The following is an 18084-nucleotide window of genomic DNA, read 5'->3' on the forward strand; positions in this document are numbered from 1 at the left end:
ATATCAAAAAATAATTGTTATCAAGGCTTTCGCTTACGAATGCTGGCGGGGGACATGTCGTAATAACGACGAAAGCTGCTGGTCATATGGCTTTGACTGCTAAAGCCGGAATTTTCGGCGATTTCTACAATACTAACTGCAGTATTTAGTAACAAATCCCTGGCGTGTTCCAGCCTTAACTGCAATACATAACTGTGTAATGTTGTTTGCGTAACATCCCGAAAAATTTGCCGAAAATGCGATTGGTGTAACCCTACATGGGCGGCAACATCGGCAGACTTTAACTGCTTATCTAAGTTAGCCTGAATAAATTTAATGGCTTGCTGCACATAGTTAAATTGGCCTCTGGCTGAATTAAAGGACATAGATTGTGTCGATGCCGTTAACTCAACCCGTAATAGAGAAATTAACGCCCGGCTAAGCGCAGCAATATGTTCCATGTCGGTGGCTATATCTTCCGATAACTTTGTCAACAATTCTTTGACTAACGCTCCATACAATGAACTGTTTAGGCTTAGTGGTTCAGTAACGCCAGCAAGAGAGTTTTGCAATAATTGCAAAACGTCATCGGTTAAATAGACTAAGGCGAAATCGAGCGCCCCCTCTATTTGCCAATTGGTTTCTATACCCGTCGGAATTAATGTGGCGGCGCTAGGGAATGACGTTAAATTCTCTGTGGTATCTAGAGAGGTTACTTTTTTACCGCCAAAATGGATAATCAATATCGGACAATTTATCGGGGGGAGACATTTTGCCTTAATATTACAAATATAGCGCTCTATGCGAAATCGACTTACACGATTAGAATCCGAATACTCAATGTCGTGGCACCATAAGGGTTTGGCAGCAATAATCTTTTGTAATATAGCACTGGTATTGACTACTGCTTGATTAAGCACCGTGTTTTACTCCATTTAAAAAGTCGATGACAGCACCACTATTATCGACTTTGAGTTAAAAATTTTAAGATCTAAGAAAGCTATCCAATGTAGTTAGCTAGTCTGTTTGGCTTTGAACAGCGGTAACCAATAAACAAAGCCAAACAATAACGTTTGTACGAAGTGCTTAGCTTGGCTCCCTGGAAGTTTTGCCAATTTTGATTGAAAGAATAAAAATTCACCAATATGAGCAACTGTTAGAGCTAATACAATATAGCTAAGCATTGTTTGATATTGAATTAAAGCAGGAATATATAGCGTAACGACAGGGGAAATATACAACGCTAACACAAGCAGTTTAATAATCCCTATTATTGAATTTTTCATGATTGTCCTATTTTTTGTTTTATCGCTTTGTATGAAAATAATGTGTTAAGTTAATCGGTTAACATAGCACTTTTACCAACAGAATGAATCAACAGAACCGAACATAAATATATGCAAAACAGAACCTAGATAGAAAAAAATTAATAAACATAGCGATATCACCTGAACTCAGATAAAAATAACTGAAGATATCTCACGGCAAAACACTTAAAATAGCTTAGTTTTATGGGAACAGATCTTTTTCAAGGATACAAGTAAAATGCAATTTTCTCACCCTGAATTTGCCACGATATTCGAGGTATTTAACCGTCAGGTTTCTTTTACTGAAGAAGACTGGCGTTTGTTTGAACCTTGCCTCAAAGTCATTGATGTGGGAGCAAAGCATAATCTGCAAGCCATTGGCGAGCCTGTTACTCACCATTATTTTATTATTTCAGGCTTGGTTCGCTGGTTTTATATCACCCCTGATGGTAAAGAGCTAAATAAAGGTTTTTATGGTGAAAATTATATCGCGGGTAATCTCAGTGCCATCATTTTAAATGAAGCCAGTAGGTTTGCAATAGAAACACTAGAGCCCTGCAAACTTGTATCAATATCAACCAATATGTTCAAACCATTTGGTCAGTGTTCGAGCTGGGACAGGTTATTTAATTATAGCTGTCAAATGCTATTGATCCGCAATGAACGAAGGGAAGCCGAATTGTTAACCCTTAGTGCAAAAGATCGCTATTTGAAATTTATAAAAAATTTCCCCGGCTATATTGACCGTATTCCGCAATATCATGTTGCTGCCTATTTGGGCATAAACCCAGTCTCTTTGTCTAAGTTTAAAGAACAATGGTTGTCATCTTCCAATCAAGAAAACTAACAAACACATTGCTCTATTCTCATCGATTTAAATTTCAGCAGCCAACTGGAAACCTTGAGCAATTGCCCGCTTAGCATCAATTTCTACTGCTAGATCTGCCCCTCCAATTAAATGAATATTAGACAGTGAGGCAGGTGTTGAACCGTTGTTATTGGCTACTAATTTGTCATACAAACTACGCTCAGAACGTTGGCCAGCGCAAATAATAATAGTATCTACATTTAGTATACGTGACTCATCTTTGATCTTGATATGCAAACCATGGTCATCAATTTTGTTATATTGAACACCTGCCAACATATTAACACCTTTGCGTTTTAGACTAACTTTATGAGCCCATCCCGTGGTTGCCCCTAACGTTGAGCCTGGCTTGCTTAATTTACGTTGCAGTAAATAAATTTCTCGGTCAGCCACTTCAACTTGCGGTTTTACCCCGGTGATACCACCACGAGGATGATTGACGAAATCTATACCCCATTCACGAGCAAAAACATCAATATCTACACTTGCCGAAGTTCCTTTATGACTAGCTAACTCTGCGATATCGAAACCAATACCGCCAGCACCAATGATTGCAACTGATTTACCGATCATTTTACTGCCCGAGATAGCTTCGGTATAACTGATCACTTTTGGATGATTTATACCTTCAATGTCAGGAGTTCTGGCGTGGATGCCTGTTGCTACAATTATATGATGCCAATCACCCTCCGATAGCTGCTTAGCACTGACCGAATGATTAAGTTTAATTTCTACTTTGCTCAGTGAAAGTTGGCGTTTAAAGTAACGTAAAGTTTCATAAAATTCTTCTTTCCCCGGGATCTTTTTGGCCAAGTTAAAATGTCCACCAATCTCAGCACCGGCTTCAAACAATGTTACCCTGTGACCTCGTTTTGCTGCGGTTACTGCACAAGCTAAACCGGCAGGGCCGGCGCCAATAACGGCAACATTTTTTGGCTGGTTTGTTGGTAGGTAATTCAACTTTGTTTCATTACAGGCCCTAGGGTTTACCAGGCAACTGACAGCTTTATTTTGAAATATATGATCCAAACACGCTTGATTACAGCCTATACAAGTATTAATTTCATCACTTCTGCCCATTTTAGCTTTAACAGCAAATTCTTCATCGGCTAACATAGGTCGTGCCATAGAAACGATATCGGCATCACCATTTTTAAGTACCTGTTCAGCTACATCGGGCATATTGATGCGATTACTGGTGATAACCGGCACCGATAATCTTTTACGTAATCGTCCAGTTACCTGGGCAAAGGCGGCTCGTGGTACACGGGTAGAAATTGTTGGTATTTGAGCCTCGTGCCACGAAAAATGGGTACTAATGATATTAACACCAAGTTTTTCAATTGATTGTGCTAATGCTACCACTTCATCCCAAGAGCTACCGTTTTCCATTAATTCCATGGTCGCAAGACGATAAATCAGGATTAAATCTTCGCCTACCGCAGCACGCACTCTGCGCACAACCTCAAGAGAAAAACGCATTCGATTTGCATAACTGCCTCCCCATTGATCGGTTCGTTTATTGGTAGAACTTAGTAAAAATGAGCTGATCAAATAACCGGCAGAACCGATGATTTCAACGCCATCATAACCAGCTTCTTTAGCCAGTAATGCACAGCGGGTAAAATCATTAAGTGTTTGTTCGATGTCTTCTTCAGTCATTTCTCTTGGAGGGTAGGGGCTCATTACTGAAGAATGAATAGCCGAAGGTGCGATAACTTCGGGAATTATTGCATTACGGCCGTTATGAACCATCTGCAAACAAATTTTACAATCCGGCGCTGCCTTATGAACGGCTGATGTGACTTGTTTATGATTTACAACGTCATCGGTAGTAGCCAGGACTTCACTTGAGTGCCCATGCATAGAACCTACACGGTTAACTGCAGTGGCACCGGTGATAATCATTGCAACTCCTCCAGCGGCGCGCTCAGCGTAAAAAGTGCCAAGGCGGGCATAACCTTCACGACCGACTTGTTCGAGCCCGGTGTGCATCGAGCCCATAAGAATACGATTTTTTAACTGGGTAAACCCCAAGTCAAGTGGAGCAAATAAGTTTGGGTAATGCAAAGTCATATGATTATTCTTTATTGAAAAATACTAGGATAATCTCAGTAAATGGCTTTGTCGTTAACCTAGGCTAATTTGAGAAATAATTATTCATCGGGTGTAAAAGTTGTGTGTATTTGTGTAGCAACCACTCCACAATCTATGTGCTTTCGCTACACCTCTGGAAAATAGCTACAACAATCACAGCAGACCAAGAGGTTGATTAATAGCTTAAATTTAATTTATGTGGTTTTTGAGAAAGTATTTCACCGTTATTTAAAAGTATCTTTGGGTAATATGCCGAATTGTTTTTTATAGGCACTTGAGAAATGACCCAAATGATTATATCCAATTTGATATCCTGCCTGAGTAACCGAACATTTCCCTTGGCTAATTAACATCTGAGCTTTTAGCAAACGGTGTTGTTGAAAATACTGGTAAGGAGTCAAATCATATACTTGATGAAATAAGCGTCTGAATTTATCTCGGCCCATACCTATTTGAGAACAAATTTGTTCGATAGACAATGGCCGTTTTAGATCTGCTAACATCAGAGTCGCGCCTTGATGCAACAACGTTATGTCAGTATTTTTAATTTTTGGCATGGACTTACGTTGCGCTAATTGACTAAATACATGGTTGCATATGTTCAAGCTTGAGATAAGAGTTTGCCAATCGTCTAAAAACTCTTCATTTTTTTTATCCAGTAATTGTTGAAACTGTAATGATAAGTCTTCATTAAGCTGAAATGCTTTAAACATTGGATCATGTTCGCCAAATAGTTGTGCATTTTTTTCCATTGTCTGGGCGGGCAAGTTGAGCCAGAATTGTGGTTGTAAACGGATTAAAATCATTTTTATCGGGCCAAGCTTTGCACCAAATAAACTTACCTCCATCGGGCTATTGTAAACATAGGCAGAGCATGCGCTGTTAACTACAGACTCTGATGACTCTGACACTTGTAAGCTTTGTGATGCGGTTAATAATATTGACCACATGATGTCGCCTTGTTCACTTGCTCGGCTAATTGAAAAAGGTTCCTTTATATCGGTTTGCCAGCGCACTATCTCCAAACCGGGTGCAATGTCAAAGCCCTCAAGCACGCCATGACCATATCGTTCGTTTAGACGATAAAAACAACTTTTCTCTTTGGTTGCTTGTAATTCTTCAGCGATGTGATCCAATAAATCTTCCAGTCTTTGGCCGGTACTTGCCGAAAATTCAACGCCTGCTTGTTGATCATCCATCGAATAGCTCCCTAACAATTTAACTACTTAGTAGCACTATTTTATATCTTATAGAGTAGCACTAATTATTAAATCAGTAATAAAGTGATATTTTTCGCTGTTTTCTGGCCTTAACGTTTTGGTTGTGTGTGGTTATTATAGCTGCATCACTTTGAAAGAGAGCACTAACGCTGATTGTAAACACCATTGACGTGATGCTTTTTGTTAAACAATATAGAGAGAACATTTTATGACTTTTACTAAAACGATTTTAAGTTTGGCAATTACTTTAGCTGCAACAACTGTTATGGCAAATGACTTACCAATCAACCAGCCTGAAAAAAATCAGTGGCTAATTGATAGTGTTTACCCTACATCTCATCATAACCCAGCGCAAACTGACGCATCACCAATTGCTGGGCCTTCGGAAGGCAAAGTATTAAAAGCCAGTGATGTTAAAACAATTCCAGGATTATTTAACTCTCAGCCAGTTGTTAAAAACATTGGTGATCAACGTATATTAATCGAAGGTGGCATACTGGGTTTGCGTAAAATTAATGCAACAGGCGAGAAGTTTGAAGAAATTTCATTCATGCCTTATCCCGGTTTTGAAAAATATGCTGAAATGGCTACAGAAAGTGAGCTAAATGATATTGTAAAAGAGCTCGATAAAGCTCGTTCAGCACATGATGATGCTGCGATTTTAAAATTATCTAAGCGCATGCAAGAGATCGGTTTTAGTTTTAGAACTATTGCCAACGGTGTGTATCATTTAATTGATAAAGATCATAACCACTATGCGGTTTATGGTGGCGTAAATGTTATTAAGACCACAGATAATGGCGTTGCCGATGCACCACTAAGCATAGTTAAAACAGCAGATATTACCGCTTCATTACCTGAAAATTTAAGGAAACAGGTGACTCGAGTTGTTGGAATTGGAATGACCTATGACGGTGATATTGCCGTAGCTGCTCCTGGCATGATTGCCTTATTAGACCGCGACTTGAATATGAAAGGTTATGTTACTTTCCCAGGAGAGCACGTTGATAACAGTATTGCTATTGATGAAACAGGGATCTATGCAGTCACCTCTGAAAATATGTATAAAGTTGTATGGACCGGTGACAAATTATCGTTTGATGAAAAAGACGGTGGTTGGATCAGCCCGTATGACACCATAGATGCAGAAACTGCATTAAAAATGGGCGCAGCATCACGTGGTAGCGGTACAACACCAGCGTTAATGGGCTTTGGTGATGATGAAGATAAACTAGTACTTATTTCAGATGCAGACAGAGAAGGGGCTAAATTAGTTGCTTTCTGGAGAGATGAGATCCCGGCGGACTTTAAACAAATTCCAGGCACCGACTCTCGCCGTATTGCTGGTGAAATACGTATTGATGTAAGTGACTTAACCGTAGAAACATCGCCTGTGGTAAATGGCTACGGTACAGTATTATTTAATGGTGCATATAAAGAACCATCTTCAGCGCTTGGTGATATTTTCGGTAATATGTTTACTGCTGGAGTAACTCGATTAGCGCCAAGAGGTATTCAAAAGTTTGAATGGGATCCTGAATCAAATACTTTCTCAAAAACGTGGACCGATATTTCTACCGATAACAGTGACTGGATGGTACCAGTAGTATCAGCTAAATCAAACATGATATATACCCCTAGTAAAACAGGTTTACGTTATGAATATGTAGGTTTGGATTGGACTACGGGTGAAGTTAAAGCGCGCTGGCCTATGCCAACAACCAGCAGTCATTATAACTTAAGCTTAGGTATTGCTTATTTCTTAGATGACGGTGATATGATTGTTGGTGGTTACTTTGATACCAAGCGTATTGATTTTAACCGAAAATAGTCCTTAGCCACTCTGGCTAAATAAACCACAATTCTTTTTAAGGGTTGTGGTTTTTCGTTTTTATGGATGAAAATACTGAAGGTTTTACAGCCAGATGAAAAGGGAGCTTCATGAGAGTCATATTCTAATAAATACAGCATCATAATCTGAAAGATTTGGCATTTAGGTTTTTGTATATTTCTCCAGTATTTTAAGAATTGGAGTCGGCGATGTATCAGTATTTTATTTTAATTTTATCTTTGGTTTGTTTTAACGTTAATGCTCAAAATTTTATCGACCATAAGAAATGGAAGGTGGGGGTAGGTTCATTATCATTAATGCCTGACATTGACGAGCAGCTTTCTCTAGACGGTGCTCCTCTTTCGGGCATGTCGTTTGAAATAGACACAGTGGATAAGCTGGTGTTGTTTACTTCCTATCGTTTTAGTGAAGAACTTTCAATTTCAGCAATGATAACAACACCGATTAAAGCAACCGTAGAACTGCGAACTCCCATCTCTACGATAGATGCAATAGATTTTGAGGCATTACCTTTAGCATTGGCGATACAATATTCTCCTGAAGTATTGCGATGGAACAATTTATCACCTTTTATTGGCGTTTCACCTATTTATTTGTTGATTCAAAATGAGCAGTTAACCGATGAATTTGATTACCTGGCAAATACAAGCTTTGGCTTAACTAACGGAGAATTAGCGGTAGACAGTGAATGGAGTATTTTGTGGCAAACAGGCGTGGATTATCATATTAACGATAATTTATCGTTTCGTGCTGTTGTGATGTATTTTTATGGTGAAACATCAGCGACCGCAAGTTTTGATGATGGTCATCAATTCATTGCTGATATTGATTATAAAGTGCCGGTGTATGCGCTAAGTTTAGATTACAAAATCTAATATCTATAGAAATCAAATAGTAACTTTCTGTATTTATTAACAAGGTGGGATGAACCAGTTGTAGAGTCTGCCATTAGTTTGCTCCTAGAAATGAAATACTTTGTTAGCGTTAATTATTGAGCTTTATTTTGTGTCAGTAAAATCAACATTACTGACGGTTTTATAAATGAAAAGTACGCTGTCATCATGCGCGAGCCTAAGCGAGACGCAGGACCGCCTGACGTATGTTGTTGTTCTAAAAAACAATTAAATCAAACCATTATAAGCACGCTATAACTGTAGGAGGTACCGGATGTCGCTAGGGCTCCTCAGGCATGACGGTGTATATTTTATAGTTTATTTTGACTCCAATATGGCATTAACTGACTCGAACAACAACGAACGATAATATAGCCATATAAAAATACCACCCTCTGCAAAGAGGGTGGTATTTAATAAATATCCTATTTATCTTTTGCTAAAACTAACTCGCTTTTTTCTGCGGGATCACATAATCAGTAGTGGTTTTTACATAATTCAGGAAAAAATCAATCGCTTTCGGGTTTTTCATCGATTCACGACTTGCCGCTTTTTCTAATGGCCAACCTAATAATACTTTACGTACCGGTATTTCCAATTTTTTACCGGTTAAGGTGTATGGTACTTCTGGGATAGCATAGTATTTATCTGGTACGTGACGTGGAGAGCAATCAGTACGTAATAATTTAGAAATAGTTTTCTCTAACTCTTGCGTTAATTCAACACCGTCGGCTAATTGTAAAAACATCGGCATAAAGAATTCACCACCGGGTAATTCAATACACATCACTAAACTGTCAATGATTTCTGGCATTTTTTCAACAGTACGATAAAGCTCGGCAGTACCAATACGAACACCAAAACGGTTTAATGTTGAGTCAGAGCGACCGGTGATATAAGCACCACCACGTTCGTTGATTTTGATGAAATCACCATGGGTCCAAAGACCATCATATGATTCAAAATAAGATTCATTGTAACGTTGATTGCCTTCATCATTTAAGAAGTAAACCGGCATGTTCGGGAATGGTTTTTTACAGACTAATTCACCAACGTCACCAACTAGTGAATTACCTTTCTCATCTAATGAATCAACATCCATGCCCAGTACTCGGCATTGAATTTCTCCAGCATATACTGGTTGAGTAGGTGTTGCTCCAACAAAACCGCCAACGATTTCGGTGCCACCACTTTGTGATGTTACCCATAAATCTTCTTTTACATCGGTGTAAAACCATTTAAATGTTTCAGGGGTCGATGGCGCACCACCAACAAGAATACTGTTTAAATGTGATAAATCATGTAGCTCTTTGGGTTTTACGCCATGGTTTTCCAGTAATTGTACGTAAGTAGGGCTGGCACCAAAGAAAGTTGTTTTGGTTTCAGCGGCCATTTTCCATAATACGTCAATAGTTGGGTAAGCCGGGTTGCCATCATATAAAACGGCAGCACAACCACTTAGCATCATCGACACTTCCAGGATAAACATCACCCAACCGGTAGTAGTATAGAAGAAGCTAGTGTCATCATGTTTTAAGTTCATGTGGAAGAACATACAAGGTAGCATGCCCATTAATGCGCCTACGTGACTATGAACAATTGCTTTTGGAAGTCCAGTTGTTCCAGATGAAAATAACACCCATACCGGATGGTCGTGTGCTACCCGTTCAAATTTAAAGTTATCTCTGCCAATATCTTGAGCAGTAAATAAAGATTGATAGGCTATAGCATCAACAGGTGATTTGGCATCCGAATCTAAATAAGAAAGATGAACCACTTGTTCTAATGAATCGGATAATGCATCAACAATTGCAATGGTTTCTTCATCCCGGTTAAATTGTTTGCCACCAAACTGATAACCATCGGCAACAAATAACCATTTAGGTTTAATTTGTGTAAACCTATCTAATATAGTTTTTCGGCCAAATTCCGGCGCGGCAATTGACCACACACAACCAATACTAATGGTTGCCAGCATAGCAACGACGGTTTCGGTAATGTTTGGCATTAAACAACACACCGCATCACCAGGTTTTAAACCGCGAGCACGCATCTCGGTTGCTAATACCCGAACTTTACTAGCAAGTTCGGTCCAGCTCATTTGATCTTGTTTACGAATTTCTGATAAGTGATGTAACGCAATAGCACCTTCTCGTTCGTTGCGTAATATGTGCTCAGCAAGATTCACTTTAGAACCAATAAACCAGCTGTTACCAGGTTTCATTTCTAAACTGTCGGTTATTTGGGTGTAAGGAGTATCGGATTGAATTTCAAAATAATCCCACAACGATGCCCAGAATGCTTCAATGTTGTCTACTGACCACTGCCATAATTCTTGATAGTCGGCAGCATGTACAATGTTTTTTTCTTTAAGCCAGGCAATATATTTGCTGACGTTGGAGTTATCACTAAACTCTTGGCTTGGTGTCCATAATAGTTCACCTTCAGATACAGCCATTTTAATCTCCTTAGATTTAACGCTTTTGAATTAGATTCAAAAGCGGATATTTATTTTTATAGCGATTACCAATTTGATTATTATTTATCTATTAGTGGTAATTTGTTTTGCACTTTGCCAATTCTGCTCAAATGATGATTGCACATCGAGTAGGGCGGTGATTCGAGCCCACTTCCAGATGCCATTCTCTTTCACGTACTGTTCTTTGTATTGGCCAGCAATATAACCTGAACCTTCGATACCGACAGGGTTACCTGCTTTGAACGTGGCAGGACAATCGATATACCAACTTGCAGTGGCACGATCGCCATCAATGTTGATGACTTCATTCGAAACACGATGTTGACACCAGCTTAAAAAGCCCGGTACCCCTTGTGCGTAAAATGCGCCTACCGCTTCTTTACCTTCCGTTAATGGCATCCCAGTAAAATCAGCAACAATATTGTCGGTAAAACGGCTAATGGTTTCATTGATCGCCTCACTATCACCGTCTACTGCGCGGTCAACACAATGACAATAGTAATAATGTTTAAGGTGACGAATGGCTTCTAAATCTTCTAAATGTTTAATTCGATTTTCTAATGTAGACATAATACTTTCTCTCTATTTTTATAATGATTGATTAAAGAATTCTCGCTGAGTCGGAAAAACTCAGTAAACTTGTACTAAACAAATTTCGACACAATGCGGTCGTATGCTGACGGGAAAAGACGGGCAATAATATCCAGAGTTTTAATATCTCGACCGACTAAAATACGTTTTTTCTTTTTCTTCATACCCGACAAAATAACTTTCACAGCTTGTTCTGCGGACATCTGGCCTATGGCGGATTGCAATTTTTTCGCACTTTGCTTGGCCCCTGCCGCATGAACACCTGAATTTTGTATATTGGTATTTACCCCGCCTGGATGCACGCAACTTACCGAAATATTGGTATCGGCTAATTCTGCTCGTAGCGACTCGGTAAAGCCTCGAACCGCAAATTTACTAGCGTTATAAGAGGTATAATTTGGAATGCCAACTAAGCCTGCACCACTTGAAATATTAACAATCCAGGTGTCTTGCTTTTTCTTTAAGTGCGGTAAAAATTCTTTACAACCATACATTACACCCCACAAGTTAACCTTCAATGAGATATCAAAATCGCTATATTGGCTTTCTTCGAATGTGTGTAAACGTACGATACCGGCATTGTTGATAACAATATCAACCTGGCCGTGAGTTCTAACCACATCTTCAACAAAACACTTATAATCATCTAAGTCACTGACATCTAGTTGATGTAAACTTGTTTTTGCTGAAGTTGGCAATAATGCTGAGGTCTCTTCTAACCCTTGCATATTTAAGTCCGCTAACGCTAACGAACAACCTTCTTGCGCTAAAGCAATAGCGAAGGCACGACCTATCCCCGAACCTGCGCCGGTAATAACGGCAACTTTATTTTTAAATACAGACATAACTTCCCCAAGTCTTGTTAAATGATCTAATAGTTAATTCTAGTTAACGACTATTAAGCATTAAAAAATCATGCTCGTAATGTTGCTAAGCGCTCTAACACAATTTCAGGTTGCAAAGCAGCATCAACATGAGCAAAGTAAAAACCATTGTCAGGTTGAGTAAAGCTACCATTTGTCCAAAAATCGCTATTAAGTACTTCTCCGTTTGCGTCGTTATGATCACTCAATACCATATCGATAACATCATCGGTATTACTGATTTCGCTTGGGCTAGCAACTTGCACACCAAACGCCCAATGATAATGTTTTGCAACATTAATTATTGGCGAATAAAGCTCAAGCAATTCGGCATTAACGGCGCTGCCTTCTGGTAATTGAATAACAACACCTGATATGTTTAAGCCACTGAATGCGCGAAGAAAATCGGCAATGTAAACCGATACAGAGTCAACATCAATGTCACTAATGTCTGATTTTTCGGCATTATTGGCTTTTTGGTTTGCCCAGTTAATCAATTCACCGTTCTCAGGTAATACTAAAACTAAAGGTTGTGATACCGACTCACATAACGCACTAACAATGTCGCGAATTACGCTACGCGGTGCTTCCATACCCAGTAATTTTTTGATGGCGAAGCGAACCCGTTTTTTACCACTCATTTCACTTAGGACAGCAGGAGTTGCGTCTAACCAGTTGGTTAAAAAATTCCCCAGGTTAACCGGTGCAACACCAGGTTTTAGTAGACTCTGTAATTGGCCGTAACTATTTACAAATTCCGTAGGGTTTGTCCACGGAAATGGTTTGCCGTTGCGAACAACTTGTGCACCATACTCTTCCGCTTCTAACCAAACTAACGGTTTATTAACCTTAATACCTTGTTCTATTGCGTCTAATAAAGCATTTGCCATTTTTAATTTCCTTCTACTTAGAATAGTGGGTAAGCAATATTAGAATTGCTTACCTTTTTATTTTGATTACACCAAGAACTGCTTAGTTAGCTAATTGTGCTTTTAATGCTGCAATTTCAGCTTGTGCATGAGCCAGTTTAATATCTTTTGGATCAGGCATAATTAATGGACCATGCTCACCAGGTAACGCTTTAGGGTAAGGCCCGGCGTATAACTCGGCTGAATCATTCCATGAACCAAAATAATTAATATCTGCTGGTGGCTCATCTGTTACGTGTGTTGCAACAAACTCATCCCAACTTAATCCGCGGTTAATACGCGCTTGACGCTCTGCTGTACGAGCATTTTGAGTTGCTTGTTCATCAACAATTAAAGACTTTTCATCGTAAACCATTTTATAAAGATCAAGAGCCGTTTCATGACTTACCAGTTTTTCTTCTAAGTCTTTCACGGTTAGTGCAGTATCACGTTCTAATACATCACCATAACCACCACCAGCGCCCTGGCTTTGCATGAATAATTCGCCTTCTTGATACAGGTCGAACATTACGGCACTTGGTAGCGCTTCGTATGTAACTCCGTCTATGGGTTGATCATTCATTAGCTTGAATAAATCAGCATCCCATAGTTCTGGCTTGGCATTAAACTCTTCAAATAAATTCTTACCACGAACACGAGCTACAGCATAAGTAGGGCACGCATAACCACCAAACATACCCATTGTTGAAGGGAAGTAAGAGCCACCACAAATAGCCTGAAAGCCAAATGGTTGCTCACCAAAGCGCATTAAACCAAATTGGTAGCCGGCACCACCGCGGTATTTACCAAAACCAACATTATCAGGCCAGAATTTTTTAGATATTGCACAGACAAATGGTAAACCTTCTTCAGCAGCTTCAGCTTCACCAATATCGGTACGAGCACCAAAGTTAGGGCTTAATGAATGCTCACCATCAGCATTTGATTTAGCACCTCCTGGCATACCGTTTAAATCACCACACATGTTGCCCACTGAATCGTGATGTTGATTCACGCCACCGTAGATAATAGATTGTGGTTGGTTAAACCAACATGCTTTCGTTTGTGCATAACGCTTAGGAGCACCATAGTAAAATTTACCAAAGGCTAGCTCTGCACCAGTGATCATTTTAAACATTGGTTGCATTGATAAGGCGACCGGAACCTCTGGACTTGCGTTCATGATATTTTTATCATCAGTTAGAAATTCGAAATTATCGATAACGGCTTGTGCACAAGGTAAATCAGGCCAAATATGATGCGCTAAAGTGATCATTGTGCCTAAGGAAACAGTACTGTGTAAGTTGTTGATTGGACGATTGTATATTTCAGGAGAACTACCACGATAATCAACAATAACTTTATCGCCTTTAATCGTATAGTTAAGGTTAATACGTATCATTGCAGCTTCACGCATAGTGTGATCACAATACAAGCTAGTACGTACAGTACCATCTGGTAACGCTTCAATACGGCGTTTTGCTTCATCACGCATATATTCAATATTACTACGGCTAAAAGCAATAATGTTATTTATTTCATATTGTGCAACCTGCTCCTTATAGCGTCGCTCTAAACGCATACATGCCGCTAAACGTGCTTTAAAGTCAGCCATAATAATATGTGGTTCACGTGAATTATTTTGCACTAATGTTGCGATATCCCGTTTAATTTTATAATTTTCTACCAGCTTAACCGGAGAGCCACGGAAACCTTCATCCCATGGTGTTTCAATTGATGGACCCATACCGCCTGGATCTTTTGCACCAATTTCACCTTCATGCATCGCACAACAATTCCAGGCAACTAATTCACCTTTATCAAAAATAGGCATGAATAAATGTTGATCTGGGCTGTGAATACCGCCGTAATGACAATCATTAATAAGGAAACCATCGCCTTCATTAATACCTACAGTAGGATCGTCCTTTAAGTATTTCATGATCCAGCGAATGGTATAATGCAGCGATACGGTAAAACCTGCTACACCAAAAGTAGAACCTAAAAACAGGTCACCTACAGGGGTAAAGTAGCCGGTCGACATATCACCACAAGAAGCCGCCGGACTTGCTACGGTCATTTCAGCAATACCAAATGTTTCGTCCAATGCTGATTGTAGATTAGAGCGAATTTCACTCATTAAATGAGGATCTACCCCATGCTTTAATACTTCTTCTTCTCGAGCTGAACGAGCGCTAATATGGTGATTACGTTGAATTTCTTGATCAGGACCAATAAAGCTTACGTGCTCAGTTAAAAATTTATTAATTATTTTCTGCTCAGCTGTGTTTTGTTCAGCTGTTGTATCTAATTTTGTTTCTGTCATTTTCTTATGCCTTACTTTTGAATTAACACTTAGAGCATTTAATGCTTAAGTGTTAATAAAAAATATTGGCTAGCGGTTAATACTAGCCACAGTTTTTATCTTATTGCTTAAGCAACCAAACAGCACCTTGTGCCGCTGATTCTAAACGCCAACCTGGCTCAACCAAGTAAGTTGTAGCACCAGGGTTAACTACAGCAGGACCTTCAATTACTACGCCTGGCTGTAATGCTAATCCATCATAAATTGGTGTCTTTTGCGCACCTTCTAAACCAACAAAGTGGCAGTCTCGGTAAGCTACTGGCTTTGGTGTTGATATTTTTGTCGTTGGCGGCGTCATATCTTCAAATTTCAACGCAGGTAATTCCACCCAAGACACAACACGTACAGTACCAACCCATACACCGGATTCAGGAGATACGATTTCTTCACCGTAACGAGAACCAAAGTCTGCATTCATGGTTTCAATTAATTGAATAACATCGGTGCTACTTTCAAGGCGTGTTTTAGGCGCAACAACACTCACTTCCATTTTTTGAATGGAATAGCGCATATCCAATTCAACTCGGTATTTGATTTGCTCTTCGCTAATACCTTGTCGGATCAAATCATTACGACCTTTAACTTCTAATTCTTCAACAATGCTGTTGAAGCCATCAAAATCACTGAAAATAGCCTGTAAGTTTTTGTGGAAGAATGGGTAAGAAACATTCTTTTCATGGATGTGCATTTGGTTAAGACCAGCACCACCACAAGCAGAAAATACAGAGCTGTATGGAGGTGCTAATACTCGATTGATACCAGCACGTTCCGCGATACCACAGGCATGCAATGGACCATTACCACCGTACGCTAAGAACACAAAATCTTCAGCTTTATATCCTTGACGGTTCAATTCTTGCGTTAAACCACTAGCCATTTCACCATCAGCATTTGACTTAATAAACTTAGCCGCTTCAATTTCTTCAATATCGAGTTCATCACAGATATCTTCTAATGCTTGGTACGTGCGACGCATGTTCAATTTAATGTAACCGTTTGCGTAGTTTTTAGTATCTAAGTAGCCTAAAAGTAAATCGGCATCCGTTACGGTAGGGTTCATCCCTCCACGGTCATATGCTGCCGGACCAGGATCAGAGCCTGCTGACATAGGGCCTACTTTAACAGTATTAAATACCGAGTCGTACTTAGCTATAGAACCACCACCAGCACCTAGTGTGACTAAATGAACCATAGGAACGGTTACTAACCAACGGTCAACTACAGGATTAAAGTCATAATGTTTTTCACCACCTTTGGTAATAATACCGATATCGAATGAGGTACCACCCATATCACCACAAACTATATTATCCATATTACTTTGCTTAGATAACTCTTCTGCAGCATGAATACCCGCAACTGGGCCCGAGTGCACTGTTTGCAGAGCATCGGTAGAGTTAAGCTGTGCCATGCCACCTGAGTTATGTACTAACAGCATTGGCTTGGTATAACCATTTTCACGCAAATTTTGCTCTAACGAACTCATTGCAAAGTACATGGTTGAATGCAAGTAAGCATCGACAATTGACGATGAGGTACGTACATATTCACCTTTACGACCAACAACTTGATGGGAAAGGATCATTGGAATTGAGCCCAACATTTCTGGTGGATATTCCTCTTCAAAAATCTCTTGTACACGTAATTCATGTGTTGGGTTTTCAACTGAGTTGATCGTTGCAACAACAATAGCTTGCACACCTAAGTCGACTAATTCGCGAATGGCTGTGCGAGTTTGTTCTTCTTGTAAATCCATTAACACTTTACCACGATAATCAACACGCTCTTTTACCGTACGAATATACTTAATTGGTACCAACGGATCAGGTCGAGTCGCACGTGATAGATCTTTTGCTTCTTCATCTGGTAAACCTTCCGAATAACCGCGGCCACGAGATAACGGCACAGTACTGTCGAAACCAAATGTTGTTAATAAACCAACACGAGGGCCATTACGTTCGATTAACGCGTTTGTACCTAAGGTTGTTGCATAACGTACAGAATCAACTTCGGCTAATAATTTTTGACGTGATATTTCTAACTCAGCACAAGCGTTATCAATAGCTTCGTTAAAGCCCAAGGCTAAGTTTTGATGACTTGTAAGCGCTTTGGTTTGCAGAAATTTATCTTCCCAGCAAATAAAACAATCGGTAAAAGTACCACCGATATCAACTGCAATACGTTTCATATTAGTTCTCCCCTTGATGTGAATGAGAGCAAGAACCCTGTCCATGAGAGTGTTCATGGGCATTGTCACGTAGTGCTTTGGTTGTATCGACACCAATACCAGCATCAGTAACAGGTGCTTGGCCTAGCATTTTCTCTTTTAATGAATCGATATCTAATTCAAAATCATGTAAAGGCAGAGCACCAGGTACAGTGTATTCAACTTCAACCATAGTGCCGCAGCTTGGACAGTAGAACTCGTAAATGGCACATACTTTACGATCAGGTGCAAAGGTAAATTCATACTTAGTTGGATCTAATTTCGGCTTATGAATTTCGTGTGGGTTACGATTGTATATTTTTGTAAACTTCTTATAGTTTTCACGGGCGCTGCCCATCTCGTGTTCACAAACACGGCATTCCCAGGTTTCTTTTTCCAAATCGATTTGGAGGTATTCTGTTGCTAAATATTTCATAATTATTTTCTCAGTTTTTC

14 protein-coding genes are annotated in these 18084 nt (G+C 39.5%); 3 read left to right on the forward strand and 11 right to left on the reverse strand.

The window, feature by feature from the left end; translation table 11 throughout:
• Positions 1 to 20 precede the first annotated feature (20 nt).
• Both RGQ13_RS09350 and RGQ13_RS09355 read right to left on the reverse strand, forming a co-directional pair.
• Positions 21 to 899 carry a helix-turn-helix transcriptional regulator gene (locus RGQ13_RS09350; RefSeq protein ID WP_348393284.1) on the reverse strand — a complete coding sequence of 293 codons (879 nt, stop codon included), beginning with the start codon at positions 897 to 899 and terminating at the stop codon, positions 21 to 23.
• Positions 900 to 992: 93 nt separating this feature from the next.
• Positions 993 to 1265, reverse strand: coding sequence for a hypothetical protein (locus tag RGQ13_RS09355; protein ID WP_348393285.1), 273 nt, complete (start codon positions 1263 to 1265; stop codon positions 993 to 995).
• A gap of 259 nt (positions 1266 to 1524) precedes the next feature.
• Between RGQ13_RS09355 and RGQ13_RS09360 the strand changes: the two genes are divergently transcribed.
• Complete coding sequence (locus tag RGQ13_RS09360; protein WP_348393286.1) at positions 1525 to 2133, forward strand: Crp/Fnr family transcriptional regulator; 609 nt, start codon at positions 1525 to 1527, stop codon at positions 2131 to 2133.
• 27 nt (positions 2134 to 2160) lie between these two features.
• On the opposite strand, the gene RGQ13_RS09365 is transcribed toward RGQ13_RS09360, so the two are convergent.
• Positions 2161 to 4230, reverse strand: a complete 2070-nt coding sequence (locus RGQ13_RS09365; protein ID WP_348393287.1) for an NADPH-dependent 2,4-dienoyl-CoA reductase — start codon at positions 4228 to 4230, stop codon at positions 2161 to 2163.
• Between the two features lie 245 nt (positions 4231 to 4475).
• Positions 4476 to 5450, reverse strand: coding sequence for a helix-turn-helix transcriptional regulator (locus tag RGQ13_RS09370; RefSeq protein ID WP_348393288.1), 975 nt, complete (start codon positions 5448 to 5450; stop codon positions 4476 to 4478).
• Positions 5451 to 5679: 229 nt separating this feature from the next.
• On the opposite strand from RGQ13_RS09370, the gene RGQ13_RS09375 reads away from it, so the two are divergent.
• Both RGQ13_RS09375 and RGQ13_RS09380 read left to right on the forward strand, forming a co-directional pair.
• Entirely contained in the window at positions 5680 to 7302 is a 1623-nt protein-coding gene (locus RGQ13_RS09375; protein WP_348393289.1) for a hypothetical protein, read from the forward strand.
• A gap of 209 nt (positions 7303 to 7511) precedes the next feature.
• Positions 7512 to 8198, forward strand: coding sequence for an OmpW/AlkL family protein (locus tag RGQ13_RS09380; RefSeq protein ID WP_348393290.1), 687 nt, complete (start codon positions 7512 to 7514; stop codon positions 8196 to 8198).
• Between the two features lie 463 nt (positions 8199 to 8661).
• Here the strand turns inward: RGQ13_RS09380 and RGQ13_RS09385 are convergent, their stop codons facing one another.
• From RGQ13_RS09385 to RGQ13_RS09415, 7 genes are all read right to left on the reverse strand, one after another.
• Entirely contained in the window at positions 8662 to 10674 is a 2013-nt protein-coding gene (locus RGQ13_RS09385) for an acetoacetate--CoA ligase (protein ID WP_348393291.1), read from the reverse strand.
• Positions 10675 to 10758: 84 nt separating this feature from the next.
• A complete protein-coding gene (locus RGQ13_RS09390) occupies positions 10759 to 11265 on the reverse strand; it encodes a nuclear transport factor 2 family protein (protein ID WP_348393292.1) in 507 nt (168 codons plus the stop codon).
• Positions 11266 to 11339: 74 nt separating this feature from the next.
• On the reverse strand, positions 11340 to 12131 hold the full coding sequence (locus RGQ13_RS09395) for an SDR family oxidoreductase (protein WP_348393293.1): 792 nt from the start codon (positions 12129 to 12131) through the stop codon (positions 11340 to 11342).
• A gap of 68 nt (positions 12132 to 12199) precedes the next feature.
• Positions 12200 to 13039: a hypothetical protein gene (locus RGQ13_RS09400; RefSeq protein WP_348393294.1), complete on the reverse strand. Its 840-nt coding sequence runs from the start codon at positions 13037 to 13039 to the stop codon at positions 12200 to 12202.
• Positions 13040 to 13121: 82 nt separating this feature from the next.
• Positions 13122 to 15383 (reverse strand): hydantoinase B/oxoprolinase family protein, encoded by a 2262-nt coding sequence (locus tag RGQ13_RS09405; RefSeq protein WP_348393295.1) that lies wholly within the window; start codon positions 15381 to 15383, stop codon positions 13122 to 13124.
• Positions 15384 to 15483: 100 nt separating this feature from the next.
• Positions 15484 to 17610, reverse strand: a complete 2127-nt coding sequence (locus RGQ13_RS09410; RefSeq protein ID WP_348393296.1) for a hydantoinase/oxoprolinase family protein — start codon at positions 17608 to 17610, stop codon at positions 15484 to 15486.
• Between the two features lies 1 nt (position 17611).
• Entirely contained in the window at positions 17612 to 18064 is a 453-nt protein-coding gene (locus tag RGQ13_RS09415) for an acetone carboxylase subunit gamma (protein WP_405054185.1), read from the reverse strand.
• Between the last annotated feature and the right edge of the window lie 20 nt (positions 18065 to 18084).

This window comes from Thalassotalea psychrophila, assembly GCF_031583595.1.
Classification (GTDB): domain Bacteria; phylum Pseudomonadota; class Gammaproteobacteria; order Enterobacterales; family Alteromonadaceae; genus Thalassotalea_A; species Thalassotalea_A psychrophila.

Bases quoted from the DNA above. Each gene is read 5' to 3' on its own strand.
- RGQ13_RS09395 (WP_348393293.1), bottom strand. From the start codon at position 12,131: ATGTCTGTATTTAAAAATAAAGTTGCCGTTATTACCGGCGCAGGTTCG.
- RGQ13_RS09385 (WP_348393291.1), bottom strand. From the start codon at position 10,674: ATGGCTGTATCTGAAGGTGAACTATTATGGACACCAAGCCAAGAGTTT.
- RGQ13_RS09355 (WP_348393285.1), bottom strand. From the start codon at position 1,265: ATGAAAAATTCAATAATAGGGATTATTAAACTGCTTGTGTTAGCGTTG.
- RGQ13_RS09360 (WP_348393286.1), top strand. From the start codon at position 1,525: ATGCAATTTTCTCACCCTGAATTTGCCACGATATTCGAGGTATTTAAC.
- RGQ13_RS09400 (WP_348393294.1), bottom strand. From the start codon at position 13,039: ATGGCAAATGCTTTATTAGACGCAATAGAACAAGGTATTAAGGTTAAT.
- RGQ13_RS09405 (WP_348393295.1), bottom strand. From the start codon at position 15,383: ATGACAGAAACAAAATTAGATACAACAGCTGAACAAAACACAGCTGAG.
- RGQ13_RS09415 (WP_405054185.1), bottom strand. From the start codon at position 18,064: ATGAAATATTTAGCAACAGAATACCTCCAAATCGATTTGGAAAAAGAA.
- RGQ13_RS09370 (WP_348393288.1), bottom strand. From the start codon at position 5,450: ATGGATGATCAACAAGCAGGCGTTGAATTTTCGGCAAGTACCGGCCAA.
- RGQ13_RS09410 (WP_348393296.1), bottom strand. From the start codon at position 17,610: ATGAAACGTATTGCAGTTGATATCGGTGGTACTTTTACCGATTGTTTT.
- RGQ13_RS09380 (WP_348393290.1), top strand. From the start codon at position 7,512: ATGTATCAGTATTTTATTTTAATTTTATCTTTGGTTTGTTTTAACGTT.
- RGQ13_RS09365 (WP_348393287.1), bottom strand. From the start codon at position 4,230: ATGACTTTGCATTACCCAAACTTATTTGCTCCACTTGACTTGGGGTTT.
- RGQ13_RS09390 (WP_348393292.1), bottom strand. From the start codon at position 11,265: ATGTCTACATTAGAAAATCGAATTAAACATTTAGAAGATTTAGAAGCC.
- RGQ13_RS09375 (WP_348393289.1), top strand. From the start codon at position 5,680: ATGACTTTTACTAAAACGATTTTAAGTTTGGCAATTACTTTAGCTGCA.